Origin of the sequence: Bradyrhizobium sp. HKCCYLS20291, from assembly GCF_051167715.1 — a bacterium.
Classification (GTDB): Bacteria; Pseudomonadota; Alphaproteobacteria; order Rhizobiales; family Xanthobacteraceae; genus Bradyrhizobium.
Genome location: NZ_JBNPTO010000033.1, coordinates 21,841 through 36,974, shown reverse-complemented (window position 1 = coordinate 36,974; position 15,134 = coordinate 21,841). Strand labels below are relative to the sequence as shown.

General features: G+C 65.9%; 19 protein-coding genes. 9 read left to right on the top strand and 10 right to left on the bottom strand.

The genetic code is table 11. The annotated features are described in order from the left end of the window. Positions 1 to 313 precede the first annotated feature (313 nt). The 5 genes from lysA (at position 314) to ACQR07_RS36650 (ending at position 3,972) form a co-directional block, all read left to right on the top strand. Positions 314 to 1,579 (top strand): diaminopimelate decarboxylase, encoded by a 1,266-nt coding sequence (gene lysA / locus ACQR07_RS36670; protein ID WP_434906911.1) that lies wholly within the window; start codon positions 314 to 316, stop codon positions 1,577 to 1,579. Between the two features lie 228 nt (positions 1,580 to 1,807). Next, the gene (locus ACQR07_RS36665) at positions 1,808 to 2,104 is read left to right on the top strand and encodes a type II toxin-antitoxin system RelE/ParE family toxin (RefSeq protein ID WP_434906910.1); all 297 of its coding nucleotides are present in this window, start codon (positions 1,808 to 1,810) and stop codon (positions 2,102 to 2,104) included. Positions 2,105 to 2,106: 2 nt separating this feature from the next. Beyond that, entirely contained in the window at positions 2,107 to 2,430 is a 324-nt protein-coding gene (locus ACQR07_RS36660; RefSeq protein WP_434906909.1) for an addiction module antidote protein, read from the top strand. Between the two features lie 128 nt (positions 2,431 to 2,558). Then, on the top strand, positions 2,559 to 3,533 hold the full coding sequence (gene argC / locus ACQR07_RS36655) for an N-acetyl-gamma-glutamyl-phosphate reductase (protein WP_434906908.1): 975 nt from the start codon (positions 2,559 to 2,561) through the stop codon (positions 3,531 to 3,533). A gap of 151 nt (positions 3,534 to 3,684) precedes the next feature. Continuing rightward, positions 3,685 to 3,972 (top strand): hypothetical protein, encoded by a 288-nt coding sequence (locus ACQR07_RS36650; RefSeq protein ID WP_434906907.1) that lies wholly within the window; start codon positions 3,685 to 3,687, stop codon positions 3,970 to 3,972. Positions 3,973 to 4,086: 114 nt separating this feature from the next. Here the strand turns inward: ACQR07_RS36650 and ACQR07_RS36645 are convergent, their stop codons facing one another. Next, on the bottom strand, positions 4,087 to 4,524 hold the full coding sequence (locus ACQR07_RS36645) for a hypothetical protein (protein WP_434906906.1): 438 nt from the start codon (positions 4,522 to 4,524) through the stop codon (positions 4,087 to 4,089). A 161-nt stretch (positions 4,525 to 4,685) separates the two neighbouring features. Continuing rightward, positions 4,686 to 5,501, bottom strand: a complete 816-nt coding sequence (locus ACQR07_RS36640; RefSeq protein WP_434906905.1) for a hypothetical protein — start codon at positions 5,499 to 5,501, stop codon at positions 4,686 to 4,688. 353 nt (positions 5,502 to 5,854) lie between these two features. Here ACQR07_RS36640 and ACQR07_RS36635 point away from each other — a divergent pair, with 353 nt between their 5' ends. Further along, entirely contained in the window at positions 5,855 to 6,265 is a 411-nt protein-coding gene (locus ACQR07_RS36635; RefSeq protein ID WP_434906904.1) for a hypothetical protein, read from the top strand. Positions 6,266 to 6,371: 106 nt separating this feature from the next. Here ACQR07_RS36635 and ACQR07_RS36630 read toward each other — a convergent pair whose 3' ends face one another. From ACQR07_RS36630 to ACQR07_RS36605, 6 genes are all read right to left on the bottom strand, one after another. Next, positions 6,372 to 6,668, bottom strand: a complete 297-nt coding sequence (locus tag ACQR07_RS36630) for a hypothetical protein (protein ID WP_434906903.1) — start codon at positions 6,666 to 6,668, stop codon at positions 6,372 to 6,374. A 67-nt stretch (positions 6,669 to 6,735) separates the two neighbouring features. Continuing rightward, on the bottom strand, positions 6,736 to 7,230 hold the full coding sequence (locus ACQR07_RS36625; RefSeq protein ID WP_434906902.1) for a hypothetical protein: 495 nt from the start codon (positions 7,228 to 7,230) through the stop codon (positions 6,736 to 6,738). Between the two features lie 13 nt (positions 7,231 to 7,243). Next, positions 7,244 to 7,753 (bottom strand): hypothetical protein, encoded by a 510-nt coding sequence (locus ACQR07_RS36620; RefSeq protein WP_434906901.1) that lies wholly within the window; start codon positions 7,751 to 7,753, stop codon positions 7,244 to 7,246. Beyond that, on the bottom strand, positions 7,750 to 7,929 hold the full coding sequence (locus ACQR07_RS36615; RefSeq protein WP_434906900.1) for a hypothetical protein: 180 nt from the start codon (positions 7,927 to 7,929) through the stop codon (positions 7,750 to 7,752). The genes ACQR07_RS36620 and ACQR07_RS36615 overlap by 4 nt, the downstream gene beginning before the upstream one ends. 57 nt (positions 7,930 to 7,986) lie before the next feature. Further along, entirely contained in the window at positions 7,987 to 8,181 is a 195-nt protein-coding gene (locus ACQR07_RS36610) for a type II toxin-antitoxin system HicA family toxin (protein ID WP_434906899.1), read from the bottom strand. Then, on the bottom strand, positions 8,178 to 8,423 hold the full coding sequence (locus ACQR07_RS36605) for a DUF1902 domain-containing protein (RefSeq protein WP_434906898.1): 246 nt from the start codon (positions 8,421 to 8,423) through the stop codon (positions 8,178 to 8,180). The genes ACQR07_RS36610 and ACQR07_RS36605 overlap by 4 nt, the downstream gene beginning before the upstream one ends. A gap of 913 nt (positions 8,424 to 9,336) precedes the next feature. Here ACQR07_RS36605 and ACQR07_RS36600 point away from each other — a divergent pair. Next, on the top strand, positions 9,337 to 12,006 hold the full coding sequence (locus ACQR07_RS36600) for a TIGR02302 family protein (protein ID WP_434906897.1): 2,670 nt from the start codon (positions 9,337 to 9,339) through the stop codon (positions 12,004 to 12,006). A gap of 55 nt (positions 12,007 to 12,061) precedes the next feature. Here ACQR07_RS36600 and ACQR07_RS36595 read toward each other — a convergent pair whose 3' ends face one another. Next, positions 12,062 to 12,523 (bottom strand): metallophosphoesterase family protein, encoded by a 462-nt coding sequence (locus ACQR07_RS36595; protein ID WP_434906896.1) that lies wholly within the window; start codon positions 12,521 to 12,523, stop codon positions 12,062 to 12,064. Between the two features lie 27 nt (positions 12,524 to 12,550). Beyond that, positions 12,551 to 13,033, bottom strand: a complete 483-nt coding sequence (greA, locus tag ACQR07_RS36590; protein WP_434906895.1) for a transcription elongation factor GreA — start codon at positions 13,031 to 13,033, stop codon at positions 12,551 to 12,553. Between the two features lie 261 nt (positions 13,034 to 13,294). On the opposite strand from greA, the gene ACQR07_RS36585 reads away from it, so the two are divergent. Both ACQR07_RS36585 and ACQR07_RS36580 read left to right on the top strand, forming a co-directional pair. Then, positions 13,295 to 14,110, top strand: a complete 816-nt coding sequence (locus ACQR07_RS36585) for an IclR family transcriptional regulator (RefSeq protein ID WP_434906894.1) — start codon at positions 13,295 to 13,297, stop codon at positions 14,108 to 14,110. Positions 14,111 to 14,138: 28 nt separating this feature from the next. Next, a complete protein-coding gene (locus ACQR07_RS36580; RefSeq protein WP_434870790.1) occupies positions 14,139 to 15,083 on the top strand; it encodes a dihydrodipicolinate synthase family protein in 945 nt (314 codons plus the stop codon). Positions 15,084 to 15,134 lie beyond the last annotated feature (51 nt).

The following is a 15,134-nucleotide window of genomic DNA, read 5'->3' as shown; positions in this document are numbered from 1 at the left end:
GGAGCCACCTTCAGAATCGATTTTTGACCAGATCACAATGCCTTACAGGGCTGGTTCACATGCGATTCCCCTGCCCTGGAGGGGGAGGGTCGGCACACGTTGAGCGAAGCGAAATGTGTGCCGGGGTGGGGTGATCTCTCCACGCGCACCGATGTCTACGGAGAGATCACCCCACCCCGCTCGCCCGCTTCGCGTGCGATCGACCCTCCCCCTCCAGGGGAGGGTGGCAGCGGGGTTTGACAATCCCCCTCATTTCCCGGCAATTCGCCGCCACAATCCCCCCACTCGCAAGCCCCCTGCGCGGACCTGAGCCATGAACCATTTCGACTACCGCGACGGCGTGCTGCATGCCGAGGACGTCAATCTCGCCGCGCTCGCGGCCCAAGTCGGCACGCCGTTCTACTGCTACTCCACCGCGACGCTGGAGCGGCACTACCGCGTGTTTGCGGAGGCCTTCGCCGGCCAGGACGTGCTGATCTGCTACGCGATGAAGGCGAATTCCAACCAGTCGGTCCTGCGCACGCTCGCCAAGTGTGGGGCCGGCGCCGACGTCGTCTCCGGCGGTGAGCTGAAGCGGGCGCTGGCGGCCGGCATTCCCTCGCGCAAGATCGTGTTCTCCGGCGTCGGCAAGACCGAGGCCGAGCTGCGCGCCGCACTATCAGCCGACATCCACTGCCTCAACATCGAGTCCGAGCCCGAGCTCGACCTGCTGGCGCGGCTCGCCGTGGAAACCGGCCACACCGCCCGCATCTCCATCCGCGTCAATCCGGACGTCGATGCCGGCACGCACGCAAAAATCTCGACCGGCAAGTCGGAGAACAAGTTCGGCATTCCGCTGGAGCACGCGCGCCGCGTCTACGCCCGCGCCGCCAAGATGCCGGGCATCAAGGTCACCGGCGTCGACGTCCATATCGGCAGCCAGATCACCGATCTCGGCCCCATGGAGACCGCGTTCCGCATTCTCACCGAATTCGTGCAGACGCTGCGCGCCGACGGCCACGACATCTCCCACGTCGATTTCGGCGGCGGCCTCGGCATCCCCTATCACCTGGACGGCGCGGTGCCGCCGGAGCCCGCCGCCTACGCCGCGATGGTCAAGCGCATCTCGCACAATCTCGGCTGCACGCTGATGTTCGAGCCGGGCCGCCTGATCGTCGGCAATGCCGGCATTCTGGTCGCCAAGGTGATCTACGTGAAGCACGGCGAGGCCAAGAACTTCGTCATCATCGACGCCGCGATGAACGATCTGATCCGCCCGACGCTCTACGAGGCGCATCACGACATCCTGCCCGTCAAGCAGGCCGCGCCATCAGCGCCCGCCTTCGTGGCCGACGTCGTCGGCCCGGTCTGCGAAAGCGGCGACTACCTCGCGCTCGACCGCGCGCTCCCCGAGCCCGCGCCGGGCGACCTCCTCGCCATCATGACAGCAGGCGCCTACGGCGCCGTGCAGGCCTGCACCTACAACACCCGCGCGCTGGTCCCCGAGGTGCTGGTCAAGGGCAACCAGTCCGCCGTGATCCGCCCGCGCATCGAGGTCGAGCAACTGATCGCGATGGACACGCCGGCGCCGTGGTTGTGAGGGGCCGTCCGTCAGCCAAATAATTCCGGCACATCGATCATGTCGGCCCCGCTGTCATCGTCCGCGAAAGCGGACGATCCAGTACGCCGTGACACCTCGGTTCAATATCCGCTGCCGCGGCGTACTGGATGCCCCGCTTTCGCGGAGCATGACAGCGGTGGGGACGGCGAGCACCGCCAAAAACTCCTGCTCTTGTGCGTTTGTAATCCATAGATTACATTCCGCCACATGCTCGACGTTCGCGAAACGCCCGGGTTCACGAATTGGCTGGCCGCCTTGAGCGATCAGCGAGCGCGTTTGCAGATCGTCCGGCGGATCAGCCGGGTTGCAGCCGGAAATTTCGGCGATGCCAAGTCGGTCGGTGGCCAGGTCAGCGAGCTTCGCATCGACTACGGCCCGGGCTACCGGATCTACTTCACGCGGCACGGCAAGACGATTGTCATCCTGCTTTGCGGCGGCGACAAGCGGACCCAGGACAAGGACATCCGCAAGGCTCAGGACATCGCGGCGACATTGGAGGACTGAGGATGAAGGTCAGCAAGCTGAAGAAGTTCGACGCCGCTGAGCACCTTCGCACACCGGCCGCCCGCGCGGAGTATCTCAACATCGTGCTCGCCGATGGCGATCCCGCCGAGGTCCGCGATGCTCTCAACCTCGTCGCCCGGGCGCAGGGCATGAGCAAGATCGCCAAGGCGGCCGGCGTTACCAGGGAAGGGCTCTACAAGACGCTCGGCGAGAACGGCAACCCCGAATTCGCGACCGTTCTGCGCATCATCGCCGCGATGGGAATTCGGCTCACGGCCGCGCCGGCCCGAGCCAAGCCCAGCCCGAAGGCGGCGGCATTGCGGTGATCATGATGGACTGCGGCGCGATGCCCCCGCCACTGGGCACGGGACGTTGGCCATAGGCAAGCCCATCTGCAGATTGTACAGCGTCGTCGCAATTCGGCGTCGTTACTCCAGCACGAGGACCCCCACCCATGACCATTCGCGTCGGCATCGTCGGTATCTCCGGTTTTGGCGGCGGCGAGGCGATGCGCCTGATCGCGGCTCATCCGGAGTTCGAGCTGGTCTATGCCGCGGGCGAGGGCAGCGCCGGCAGCCGGCTGGTCGAGCGCTTTCCCGGCGTGCCGGGCAAGCTCGCCGATCTCGTGATCGAGAAGTGGGACCCGGCGCGGCTGCCGAAGCTCGATGTGCTGTTCGCCTCGCTCCCCACCGGCGCCTCGGCCGATGCGCTGGCGCGCGTCGCCCGCGAGGTGAAGATCGTCGACATCGGCGGCGACCACCGCTACGCCGACGGCTGGACCTATGGCCTCGCCGACGTCTGGCCGGACGAGATCGCAGGAAAGACCCGCATCGCCAATCCCGGCTGCTTTCCCGCTGCCGCGCTGACCGCGCTGGCGCCGCTGCTGGCCAACGGCCTGATCGCGCCCGACAACATCGTGATCGACGCCAAGACCGGCGTCTCCGGCGCCGGCCGCGGCGGCGACAGTAAGTTCGGCTACGCCGAGACCAACGAGAATTTGATCCCCTACGGCCTGCTCAAGCACGTCCACATGCCTGAGATCATCAGCACCATCGCGCGCATCAGCGGCGGCAGCGCCGCTGGCCTCGTGTTCACGCCGCATCTGGTGCCGATGACCCGCGGCATCCTCGCCACCATCTACGCCCGCGGCCGCGCCACCACCGAACAGTGCCTCGACGCCGCCCGCCGCTTCTACGACAACAGTGCCTTCGTCCGCGTCACCGAACAGCCGCCGCAGACCAAATGGGCCACCGGCTCCAACCTCGCCTTCGTCAGCTACGCCGCCGACCCCGAGCGCAACCTGGTGATCGCGCTCGGCGTCGTCGACAATCTCGGCAAGGGCGCCGCCGGGCAGGCCGTGCAGAACGCGAATTTGATGTGCGGGCTGGCGGAGACTGCGGGGCTGGACGGGGCGCCGGTTTGGCCGTGAGGGCGGGGCGCGGATCGCGGTGGATGCGCGCGACTGTGCTGCGAGACAGAGCGCTATCGATCGTACCCCTCTAATTTTGTAGTCGTCTGTTTCCACATCGTCATGGCCGGGCTTGTCCCGGCCATCCACGTCGGCACCCGGAAATAGCAGGATGAACCTCGACGATGCTCTGATCCGAGAGCTGCGCAAGGCCGCCGAAGCCGGCGCGACCGCATCACAGCTCGTGTTGATGATCGGTCGCCACCTGGGCCTCCTCGACACCGACTTCCGTCTGCTGGCGATTGTGTATATGCGGGCGGCCTTCTTCCTGTCGCTGAAGGAGGCTAGCCAAGTCGGCGCGCTGGCAATCTTCCCGGAGGCACATTCGTCGGCGGCGGAGGTCGATGACGCGATGAGGCCGGTCCTCGATGAAACCCGGCCGAAATGGGTGGCGCAATGAAGGCGGGGACTTACGGCAACCGGTGCGCTCAAAAAAAGTCGAAGCCACCTTCAGAAGTTCAGTCCAGTACTGTCAAGTAATATGTGTGATCTTCGCAGTCTGGAATGTTACGACTTATGAGCCGCGGTCGCGCTGCAAGCTCTTAAAGGGCAGTTGAGCGAAGGCCCAGATGCATGTCGTCATCATGCTCGCGAGCCAGAGCCAATAACCGGTCCCGTAGCCGGTAATCGAGTTAGGGATCCCAGCTTCATTTGTGATCACGCTGTTGGCCAACAGGAAAGATGCACCGATCATCAGTGCGGAAGCGCTCAATACTGCCGTGAGAATGGCGTCGATTTTCGCGAGGCCGAAGGTCCATGCGACGATCAGAATCGGGTTCGCGGTCCATGTCAGGTTGGCGAGAGACAATGGCCAGAACCCAAATACTAAAACGCTCCAGCTCGGCCAACCTGAGCATCGCCCGTCCACGCAGAAGGATTCGCACGGAAGACAGGCCGCATACAAAAGAATGCTGAGGCCAAAGAGGAGCCAAATGAGAGTTCTGGGCGGCATGAGGTGCTCGTTGCGTTCGATGCGATCAGATAGACATTGCACACTCGCCGCGTTCGCTGGAAATGGGTGGGCGAGCTAAGGCGGCTCAACCGTCATTCGAATGGTGATTTCCGTCGCAGCGGTTCGGGATTGCCCTGAGCGGGCTCGATCGTTGGCGCTGTCTAGGGCGGCGGGTCGATCGGTCTATCCAGCGGGACCAGATTGACCCAGTCCTTGTCCTTGCCATCGCGAGCCTTCTTCATGACGCCGATCGTCAGCCGGCAGGTCGGGGTACTGAAAATCAGGTCGATCCGCCGCTCGTCCGGATGCACCGCCTGGTCCACCGCGAACGGCAGCGCGGCTCGCGGCTCGCGGAACACCACCTGAAACCCGCCTTTCGTGATCGCGTACACGCCGGCGCCGATCAGGCACGACGGCTCCGGATCATCGGGAAATTTTTCTCCCATCATCATGATCAGGTCTTCGACTTCATCCTCCGGACGGGCGATCAAGACCCTGGACCTTTCGTTTTTCTGTCGTTGGGCTATGTCAAATTCGATGAGTGAACTGACGTCATTGTGCGGATGCACCTTCAGCTGACGCCATTGGCCGTCGCGCAGCACCTGCTTGGAGAAACTCAGGCTGAGCGAGCAGAGGTCGTCTGCATCGGTCAGCTTCAAGATGCGGACAAATGAGTTGTTGAGGGGCCACTCCGTTCCGCCGAGACGTGATTGCAGAGTAACAAGCTCCACCTTGCCGGGAACGAGCCGGAATAGACCGGCCGTAGCACTTGCGGGACAGGAGGCTGCGGGCTGGAAGAAGGCTCGAAGCCTCGTCTGCTTGATGATCTCATCCGGATAGTGGAGCTCCTCCACGGCCGCAGGCGGAGGATTGGCAGCCGGCTGTGATTCCGAATTCGATTGCGCGTGGGCCGGAGCCGCTGCTGCGGCTCCCCACAGCGCCAAACCAACAAGAGCCATCACGCTCAAACGCCGCATGTCTTGCTTGCTCCGCAATGCCCTCGGGCCCACGACCGAATCCCACGTCCCGCCGTCCGCGTTGAAGTTCGCTGACGTCACGATCCCGAACCGCCGATCCTGATGATCTTGCCGTCGTTGAGGACCTTTGCATAGGTAGTTGTGCCGAGCCGGTCGAAGGTGCGGTGAGTGGGCTGTGTATCGGGACGGCCCTGCGCGGCTATCGATCTCGTCGCCCCTGCGCACGACGTGGGTCATGTCGCAACGGCGTCAGCCAAATTCCTGGCGCAAGTCAGCCCCCCGCTGGATTCTTCAGGAAGAGCGACTAGATCTTGCGGCGTTTGTAATTCCACCCCGATGGGAGGACGCGAGCGATGAACTGGGCGCGTGGGCTTTTCCGGCTTTGGCTGACGATGAGCATCTTGTGGATTGGAGGCATCCTTTCGATCGTGGCGCTCGACGGTGGTTTCTCGACCAAAACCCGGGTGTACGACGTCGAAGGCTCCGTAAGGGAGCGCTATCAGGTGACTGCACCGGCGACGACTTCGTCGGAAGAGGCAGTCAGTTTCGCGAAGCTTTATCCCCGAGAGGCCTGCAATCAGGACAAGACCGGGCCGGGGTGCCAGTTTCCGGTCCAATTGGAGATACCCGCCCGGGAATACAACAAGGCTCCGCTCTATGCCGCGTTGAGTTTGCCGATCTTCGCGCTGGTCGCGGGCGCCGGCCTGTACTGGGCGCTGGCCGGATTCGGATTCCGACGGAGTTCGCTAGTGAAGCCGCGGTGAGACGAACAGAATTGAGTGCGCTGTCGCCGTAATCCCGGCGAGTGGGTGTCGTCGTGTTTCGATCTGCGCCCTTGATCGTCAGAGTCGCGCTAGCGGCTCACATAGACTACGGAATGCCGAGCGCCTCCTCCAGGACATTGTGAACGCCAACTACAAACATATCGTAGTCGCGAAGATTTCCACCATGCTCGCCGACGCGCTCACGCTGCCACGATAAAAAGCTTGGGATATACCATAGAAGAGAAATCGCCCGCTTAGGCACCGATGCGTCATCTGAAATCTCGATGCTTTTCAGAAGCGCGAGAAGCTTTTCAGCGCTATCAGGCGACCAATTACCGTCACGCAATTTGCCCAAGACACCATCATTGCTCCATTCGCGCTCCAATTCTTCGATGTAGCTCATCCTGAGACTCTCTTCTGCTTCAGGTTGACCAATGCACTAGCAAGGGCCCGGAGCCGGCATGAGCCAGCTACGGCACCTCGGGCAGCTCGAAGACCGAGCCTTCGAATCTCGTCGTGCCGTCGCATGACATCACCACGAAGCGGGACCGGCCGTGCAGCGGCACGTTCTTATCGCACCTGCGGTTGCATTGGGACGAACAGGACATGCCGCTCCAGGGCACCGGCCGCAGGCCACGTTCGTCGATCGTGACGCATGTGCGAGGCCGTTGAGCGCACGACGCCACGAGCCTCATCCCTTCGCGAGTCCCGTCACGATCAAGATACAAAACGCGTTCGAAGCGGCCGTCCGCGCGCTGCTCCTCGACGATCAGTTCGGGGGCGAGTTCGACCGTTCCATGGGCACGAAGTTCGAGTTCGCCGGGCGTCGGCCCGTTGCGAATCTCGACAGCGGCGGAAGCCGAAGCGTCGGCCGCGGGCGCCGGCCACATCAGCGCCACGGCGCAGGTCAGCAGGCATGTCAAAGCGCGCCGCGGCGCCGCGACGGTGTCGAGCCAGGGGATCACGGCGACGATGTGCCTAGTCACGGCGAAACCGACTAGATCCAGGTGCTGGCCGAGGCAGCTCGAAAACCGGGCCTTCGTATCTCGTCCGGCCGTCGCACGACACTGCCACGAAGCGGAATCGACCGAACAACGGATAGTTCCTGTCGCAGTTGCCGTTGCATTGGGACGAGCAGGACATGCCGCTCCACGGCACCGGCCGCAGGCCGCGCTCGTCGATCGTCACGCATGTGCCGGGCCGCTGATCGCACGACGCTACGAGCCTCATCCCGTCGCGAATCCCATCGTGATCAAGATACAAGACGCGTTCGAAGCTGCCGTCGTCGCGCTGCTCCTCGACGATCAACTCGGAGCCGAGTTCAACCGTCCCAGTGGCGCGAAGTTCGAGCTCGCCTGGCGTTGGCCCGTTGCGAATCTCGACCGCTGGGGAAGCCGAGGAGTTGGCCGCGGGGCCGCGCGCCGGCCATGCGAGCACGATGGCGCAGGTCAGCAGGCAACCCAGCGGCGCGACGACGAGGCGGGTCATCGGCGCGGCGATCGACCTGAGTACATTTCAGCGTCGAGATGCGCCTCAAGCTCGCTGAGCGGTACGCCTTCGCCGCGTTCGATCTCGGCAATGGCCTCGGTCAAGAGCGGCTTGGCCCACTCCAACTCATCATGTGCGTGCCCGGCCGTGGGGGCGGCAATGTCTTGGGGCGTCATGGGGGCAGGGCCTCCGGTGTCGTCGCGTTGATACGGAAGGAGCAGTGCTGATAGGCGTCAGAACGCCTTGGGCAATCCGGCTTGCTTCAGAACGGCGTTGGCGAGATGGCGCGAGGGAATGGCGTTGTCGACGACGAAGCGGTGACCGCTGATCGGGCTTTGCCAGATCTCATGGTCGCCGCGTCCATGCCGCACGAACTCGCATCCCGCTTCGCGCAGGATCTTCTTGAGTTCGGGCGTAAAGCTCTTCATGCGGCCACGTGAGCGCGCACCTTGGTCGAGATCGAGGCGATGATCTCGATGGGAATTTCGGTCTCTGCAGCGTTGGCAGCGGCGTCGGCGCCTTCGAGCAGGTCCTGGATGATGCCGGGGATCTTGGCGGCCAGCTCATTGAGCGTGGCCGCGCCGGTGGCGAGGCCCGGCACGTCGGGGCTTTCGGCGACCCAATAGCTGGCTTCCGGATCCCAGGTCGCGCGAACCACGATCGTCGACATGTCGGCGTGCTCCTCTGCTGCCAGCATGTTGTGGCGTGCCGACCGGAAAAATCAACCCCGCAGCATGGCGGCGCCGCCCAGGTGATCGCGCTGTGCGCCCGGTGTCAGCAGTTTTCCGGTGCGAAGACCCGGCCGAACCCCTCAAGAAAATATCTATTGCGCTTTATCAGAAATCGTGCTCTATTCCCCGCATCCCGTCCCGCTGAGGGGGCGCTTCGCGGTCGTCACGGACGTCGGGTGCGGGATGCGGTGGGCGCATTGGGACGCAGCGTGGGCTTGCTCGCGCGGACGAACGATCCCGGTGCGACGATGAAGTCGCGTGGTTCTGGCATCGCGGTGCTGATGCCAAGTTGGCGGTGACGAATCGCTGGCGACGGGGGCAAGACAGCCGTTCCCCGGGAAGATCGCGTATAAGTCGTAACACCATCGCGCAGGGAAGGCCGGGTGATCTCGGCTGAGCCTGTGGTTCTGCCGCGTGCTTTTTGTTGCACGCGGACCGCAGGTGCCAGCCGGCACCTGGCCTTCCCTGCGCCCTCTGTTCGAAGAGGGGGGAAGAATTTCGGAAAGCTCGGGTGCAAAGGCGCCGCGAGAACGGATTTGCATGAGATGCGCGTGGTCGGGCCGTGCGGGCCTCGCCCTTCGAGACGCACGCCTGCGGCGTGCTCCTCAGGGTGAGGGGCAAGAGTTGTCTCCTGAGTTGCAGCGCCGCTCTCGTGCCAACCCTCATGGTGAGGAGCGCCGCTTGCGGCGCGTCTCGAACCACGAGGCCCCAAAACGCCCCGTAGCATCCCGGGAACCCGGCCGGTCACACTCTCGTGTCAACCGCGTCAGGCGCAGGGAAAGCCCGCGAGGAACGGGTGCCTCACGGCTGCCTTTGTGCTAGGGTGAACATCCGGGCAACCTGGAGAGATTGTTGAGCGGCGTGACCCCCGAGCCGGCTGGGCCGGCAAGCAGCACCCCCGATGCCAACGATCGCCTTGCGCGGCTGAAGCTGCAGCAGGCGTTGAAACGGGCGCGTCTCGCCATCGCCTGGGAGCGCGGCTGGCCGCATCTCGCGCGGCTGCTCACGGTCGTCGGACTTTTTCTGATCGCCTCATGGGCCGGCCTGTGGCTTGGCCTGCCGTTCCCGGCGCGCGCGGCCGGCGTCGCGCTTTTTCTGGTGCTGCTGGCCGGCGCGGCCGTGCCGATGCTGCGCTATCGCTGGCCGACGCGCGACGAAGGGCTGGCGCGGCTCGACCGCGGTTCGGGCATCGCGCATCGTCCCGCCACGGCGCTGACCGACACGCTCTCCACGCAGGACCCGATCGCGCGGGCGCTGTGGCAGGCGCAGCGCGAGCGTACGCTGGCCTCGGTCAAGCGCATCCGCGCCGGCACGCCGCGGCCGCGGCTGTCGCTGCACGATCCCTGGGCGGTGCGCGCGCTGGTCATCGTGCTCCTGGTCGCGACGTATTTTGCCGCCGGCGAGGAGCGCGCGATGCGCGTCGCCTCGGCGTTCGACTGGAACGGCGTGCTGACGCCGGTCACGATCCGCGTCGATGCCTGGATCAAGCCGCCGCTCTACACCGCGAAGCCGCCGATCATCCTGTCGGCCGCCAACAAGGAAGGCGCCGTGCCGTCGAGCGGCGCGATCGTGGTGCCGGCCGGCTCGACCCTGATCGTGCGCTCCAGCGGCGGCACGCTCGACGTGGTCACGTCAGGCGGCGTCGCGGAGGCTTCGCCCGGCGAGGTCGCGAGCGGCGAGGCTGCGCCGAAGGGGACCACCGAGAAGCATTTCATCATCAAGGCCGACGGCACCGCGCATGTGCGGGCGCCCTCTGGCCAGCCGCAATGGGTGTTCGCGGCGACGCCGGACAAGCCGCCGGTCATCAGCATGGCCAAGGACCCGGAGCGCCAGGCGCGCGGCTCGCTCAAGCTGGCCTACAAGCTCGAGGACGATTACGGCGTCACCGAAGCCCGTGCCCGGGTCGCCGCGCGCGCCCCCGACGCCAAGGTCGCCGATGGCAACAAGGGCGTCGATGGCAAGCCTGCTGAAACGAAGCCTGCGGATGCGCCGGCGGCGCGGCCGCTGTTCCAGCCGCCGGAGTTTGCGCTGGTGCTGCCGAATGCGCGCACCCGCAACGGCGTCGGCCAGACGGTCAAGGATCTCAGCGAAGATCCTTACGCCGGCGCCGACGTCACGATCACGTTGACCGCCAAGGACGAGGCCGGCAACGAGGGCAAGAGCGAGCCGTTCGATACCAGGCTGCCGGAGCGGCTGTTCACCAAGCCGTTGGCGCGCGCGTTGATCGAGCAACGCCGCATCCTGGCGCTCGATGCCAACCGCAACGGCGACGTGTTCACCGCGCTCGACGCGCTGGCGATCGCACCCGAACTGTTCACGCCGGAGCCCGGCCAGTATCTCGGCCTGCATGCGGTGACGCGCCAGCTCGAGGCGGCGCGCACCGACGATGCGCTGCGCGAGGTGGTGGCGAGCCTGTGGGCGCTCGCGGTGACGATCGAGGACGGCAACATCTCCGACGTCGACAAGGCGTTGCGCGCGGCGCAGGACGCGCTGAAGCAGGCGCTGGAGCGCGGCGCCAGCGACGAGGAGATCAAGAAGCTCGCCGAGGACCTGCGCAAGGCGATGGACAACTACATGCGCCAGCTCGCCGAGCAGCTGCGCAACAATCCGCAGATGGCGCAGCGTCCGCTCGACCAGAACACCAAGATCCTGCGCCAGCAGGATTTGCAGAACATGATCGACCGCATGGAGCGGCTGTCGCGCCAGGGCGACAAGGAGGGCGCGCGCGAGCTGCTCGAGCAGTTGCAGCAGATGCTGGAGAATCTGCAGATGGCGCAGCCCAACCAGGGCGGCGACAACGACATGGAGCAGGCGCTCAACGAGCTCGGCGACATGATCCGCAAGCAGCAGCAGCTCCGCGACAAGACCTTCAAGCAGGGCCAGGACTCCCGCCGCAACCGCAACAAGCAGCAGCAGGGTCAGCAGGGCGACCAGGACCAGAGCATGGGCGACCTGCAGCAGGACCAGCAGACGTTGCGCGACCGGCTCAAGCAGCTGCAGGACCAGCTCGCCAAGCGCGGCATGGGCCAGAAGGGCGAAAAGGGACAGAAGGGTCAGAAAGGCCAGAAGGGACAGCCCGGACAACAGGGCGAGCCGGGCGACGACGGCGACCAGGGCGATGCCGGCGACGGTCTCGACGAGGCCGACGGCGCGATGGGCGATGCCGGCAGCCAGCTCGGCGACAACAATGCCGATGGCGCCGTGGAGTCGCAGGGCAAGGCGCTCGACGCGTTGCGCAAGGGCGCGCAGAGCCTTGCGGATGCCATGCAGCAGGGCGACGGCGACCAGCCGGGCCAGGGTCCGCGCGAGGGAAGGGGACGGCAGGCCAACAGCCCGACCGATCCGCTCGGACGCCCGATGCCGAACCCGCGCGACATCGACGATTTCTCGCAGAAGATCCCCGGCGAGATCGACGTCCAGCGCGTCCGCCGCATCCTCGAGGAACTGCGCCGCCGGCTCGGTGACCAGTCGCGCCCGCAGGTCGAGCTCGACTACATCGAGCGGCTGCTGAAGGATTATTGAGATGATCTGGCGCGGTGCGGCTGACAGGTGTCGTCAGCCGCGCCGCGCGGATCTTTCAACCGGCTGCGAGATCGTGGATCACGGGCGCGAGCGGGCCGGCGGTGAGATCCAGCGTCGCCAGCGTGATCGGCAGCTTGAAGCGCCGCGGGCCCGCGCTGCCGGGATTGAGGTAGAGCACGCGGCCGATGGTCTCGACCCGCGCGCGATGCGAGTGACCGGAGATCACGACGTCGATGGCGGCGCTGGCCGGATCGATGCTGAGATCGTGCACGTCGTGGACGAGGACAAACGTGCGGCCGCCGAGCTGCACGGTCTGGGTCTCGGGATACGCCTTCGCCCACTCCGCGGTGTCGATGTTGCCGCGGATCGCGGTGACCGGCGCGATCAGCGCGAGACGCGCGATGATCTCGGCCCGGCCGATGTCGCCGGCGTGGAGGATGGCATCGACGCCGACGAGCTGCCGTTCCGCCTCGGGGCGCAGCAGGCCGTGCGTGTCGGAGATGATGCCGATCCTCATGGCGCGTCCGGAGGTGAGGCGCTGGTGTCAGGTAATGTCGAGGATCTCGATCTCCTGGCCCTGGGCCACGACGACGTCGCCGACCGCCCTGCCCATCAGCAGCCGCGCCACCGGCGAGACGTAGGAGATCATGCCCTGCTTCGGATCGGCCTCGTCCTCGCCGACGATCTGATAGGTCTGCACGCGGCCGTCGCCGCGCCGGAACGTCACCGTGCTGCCGAACGCGATCGCCTCCGTCGTCGCCGGCGCCGGCATCACTTGCGCGGTACGCAGCCTCGCCGCGAAGTAACGCGCATCGCGCAGCGGCAGCGCGGCTTCGCGCCGCCGCTCGTTGACGTCCTCGATCGCCTGCGCCGCCTCATAGGCCGCCTGCGCCTGCTGCAGTTGCGCCTCGATCGCCTTCAGGCCGGCTTCGGTGACGAGATTCGGATGCGGCGACACCGGCCGGTCCGGCAGCATCGTCTCCGCCGCCGTCTCGGCGCTCTCTTCCTTGGTGAATGCGACGCTCACTGAGGCACGACTCCTGCGAAGGGCCGCAAATATCGCGGCCCATAGCAGACACATCATGTCGGACCGGCAAATTTCAAGCCGCCGGGCCGGCAAGGTTCCCGGCCCTCGTGGCGGCGCCAGCGGGCACGCGCGGTTTGCCGTTTCCCTTGACAGCAAGGGAGGCATGCGTGTTAATATTCGAACTATAGTTCGCAATCCGAACTATAGCAACAGAAGAAGCCCGCCGTCAAGCCGGGCGAGCAGGGAACGTCGGAGCCTCACGTGGACGAGGACAACAAGGCCGCCAAGAGCGTCGTGCAGTCGCTGGCCAAGGGCTTTCAGGTGCTGAACGCCTTCACCAGCGAACAACCCGAGCTGGTGCTGGCCGACGTCGCGCGCCGCGCTGCGCTCGACAAGGGCACGACGTTCCGGCTGCTCAACACGCTGCTGATGCTCGGCTACGTCGAGAAGGTGGGAGACACCCGCCGCTTTCGCCTGACGCTGAAATGCCTCGATCTCGGCTTCAACGCCATCGCGCGCTCCGAGCTGCGCGACCAGGCCCGTCCGATCCTGCGCAGCCTGGTCGGCGAGATGAACGAGGCCGCCTCGCTCGCGGTGCTCGACGGCAGCGACATCGTCTATGTCGAGCGCATCCAGGCCGGCCTCGTCCGGCTTGGCGTCGACGTCCGCATCGGCAGCCGCGCGCCGGTCTATTCCACCGCCGTCGGCCAGGCGCTGCTCGCGCTGCTGCCGGTGGAGACGCAGATCGACGTGCTGGAGGCGCAGCCGCGCATCAAGCGCACCGAGACCACCATCACCGATCTCGACGCGCTGCTGCAGCGCCTGCGCCAGGTGAAGGCCGCCGGCTACGCGCTTTCAAATCAGGAAAATGCACCGGGGCTGTGCGTGCTCGCCGCGCCGGTGGTCGATCGCGACGGCGTGCCGCTCGCCGCGATCAGCGTCGCCGCGCCGACCATGCGCATCTCGGCCGAGGCGTTCGAGCGCATGGGCGTCGCGCCGCTGCTGCGCGCCGCGGCCCAACTGTCGCGTGCGCTTGAGGCCATGGGCGGCGCCACCGCCACCGTTTCACACCGATGACATCAGAGCCGACAATCAGGAGACCGACATGAGCGTCATGACCAACTTCAAGGGGATCATCCCGGCGATCGCCGTCCCCTTCAATGCCGATCATTCGATCGACGAGGCCGAGCTGTCGCGCTACGCGGCCTGGCTCGGCAAGCGCCGCGGCATCGTCGGCATCATGACGAATGGGCACACCGGCGAGGTGTTCAGCCTCACCGCGAAGGAGCGCGCCGAGGTCACGCGCATCGTCGCCAAGGCGCTCACCGGCATCTGCCCGACCATCTCCTCCGTCGTCTGCGAAGGCATCAAGGACGGCATCGAGCATGCGCTGATGGCCAAGGAAGCCGGCGCCACCGCGCTCGACGTCATGCCGCCGCATCACTGGCTGCGCTTCGGCTTCAAGCGCGAGCACTGCCTCGACTACTTCAATGCGATCGGCGAGGCGACGAAGCTGCCGCTGATCGTGCACGTCTATCCCGCCTGGACCCGCGCCTCGTTCTCCTCCGAGCTGCTCGCCGAGCTCGCCCGCCTCGACCACGTGCAGGCGTTCAAGATCGGCACCCGCGAGATGAACAAGTATGCCCGCGACATCAAGGCGATCCGCGCGGCGGCGCCGCAGAAGGCGCTGCTGACCTGCCACGACGAATATCTGCTGGCGTCGATGGTGCAGGGCGTCGACGGCGCCCTGGTCGGCTTCGCCTCTGTCATCCCGGACCTGATCTACGACCTGTTCGCCGCGGTCACCGCCGGCGATCTCAAGCTCGCAATGAAGCTGCAGTCGATGATCGATCCGCTCAAGGACGCGGTGTACGGCGCAGGCGAGCCGACCGGCGAGGCGCACGGCCGCATGAAGGCCGCCATGCAGGTCGCCGGCGTCATCCGTGACGCCACGGTGCGCCCGCCGACGCATGCGCCGAGCGCCGAGGAGATGGCTGCGATCCGGGCCGCCGTCGCCGCGGCTGGACTGACGGTGAAGGCTGCGGCCTGAGCTTGCGACATAGCGGCGGCCGGCTCCGGCCGCCGCTTCTAGACCAACGAA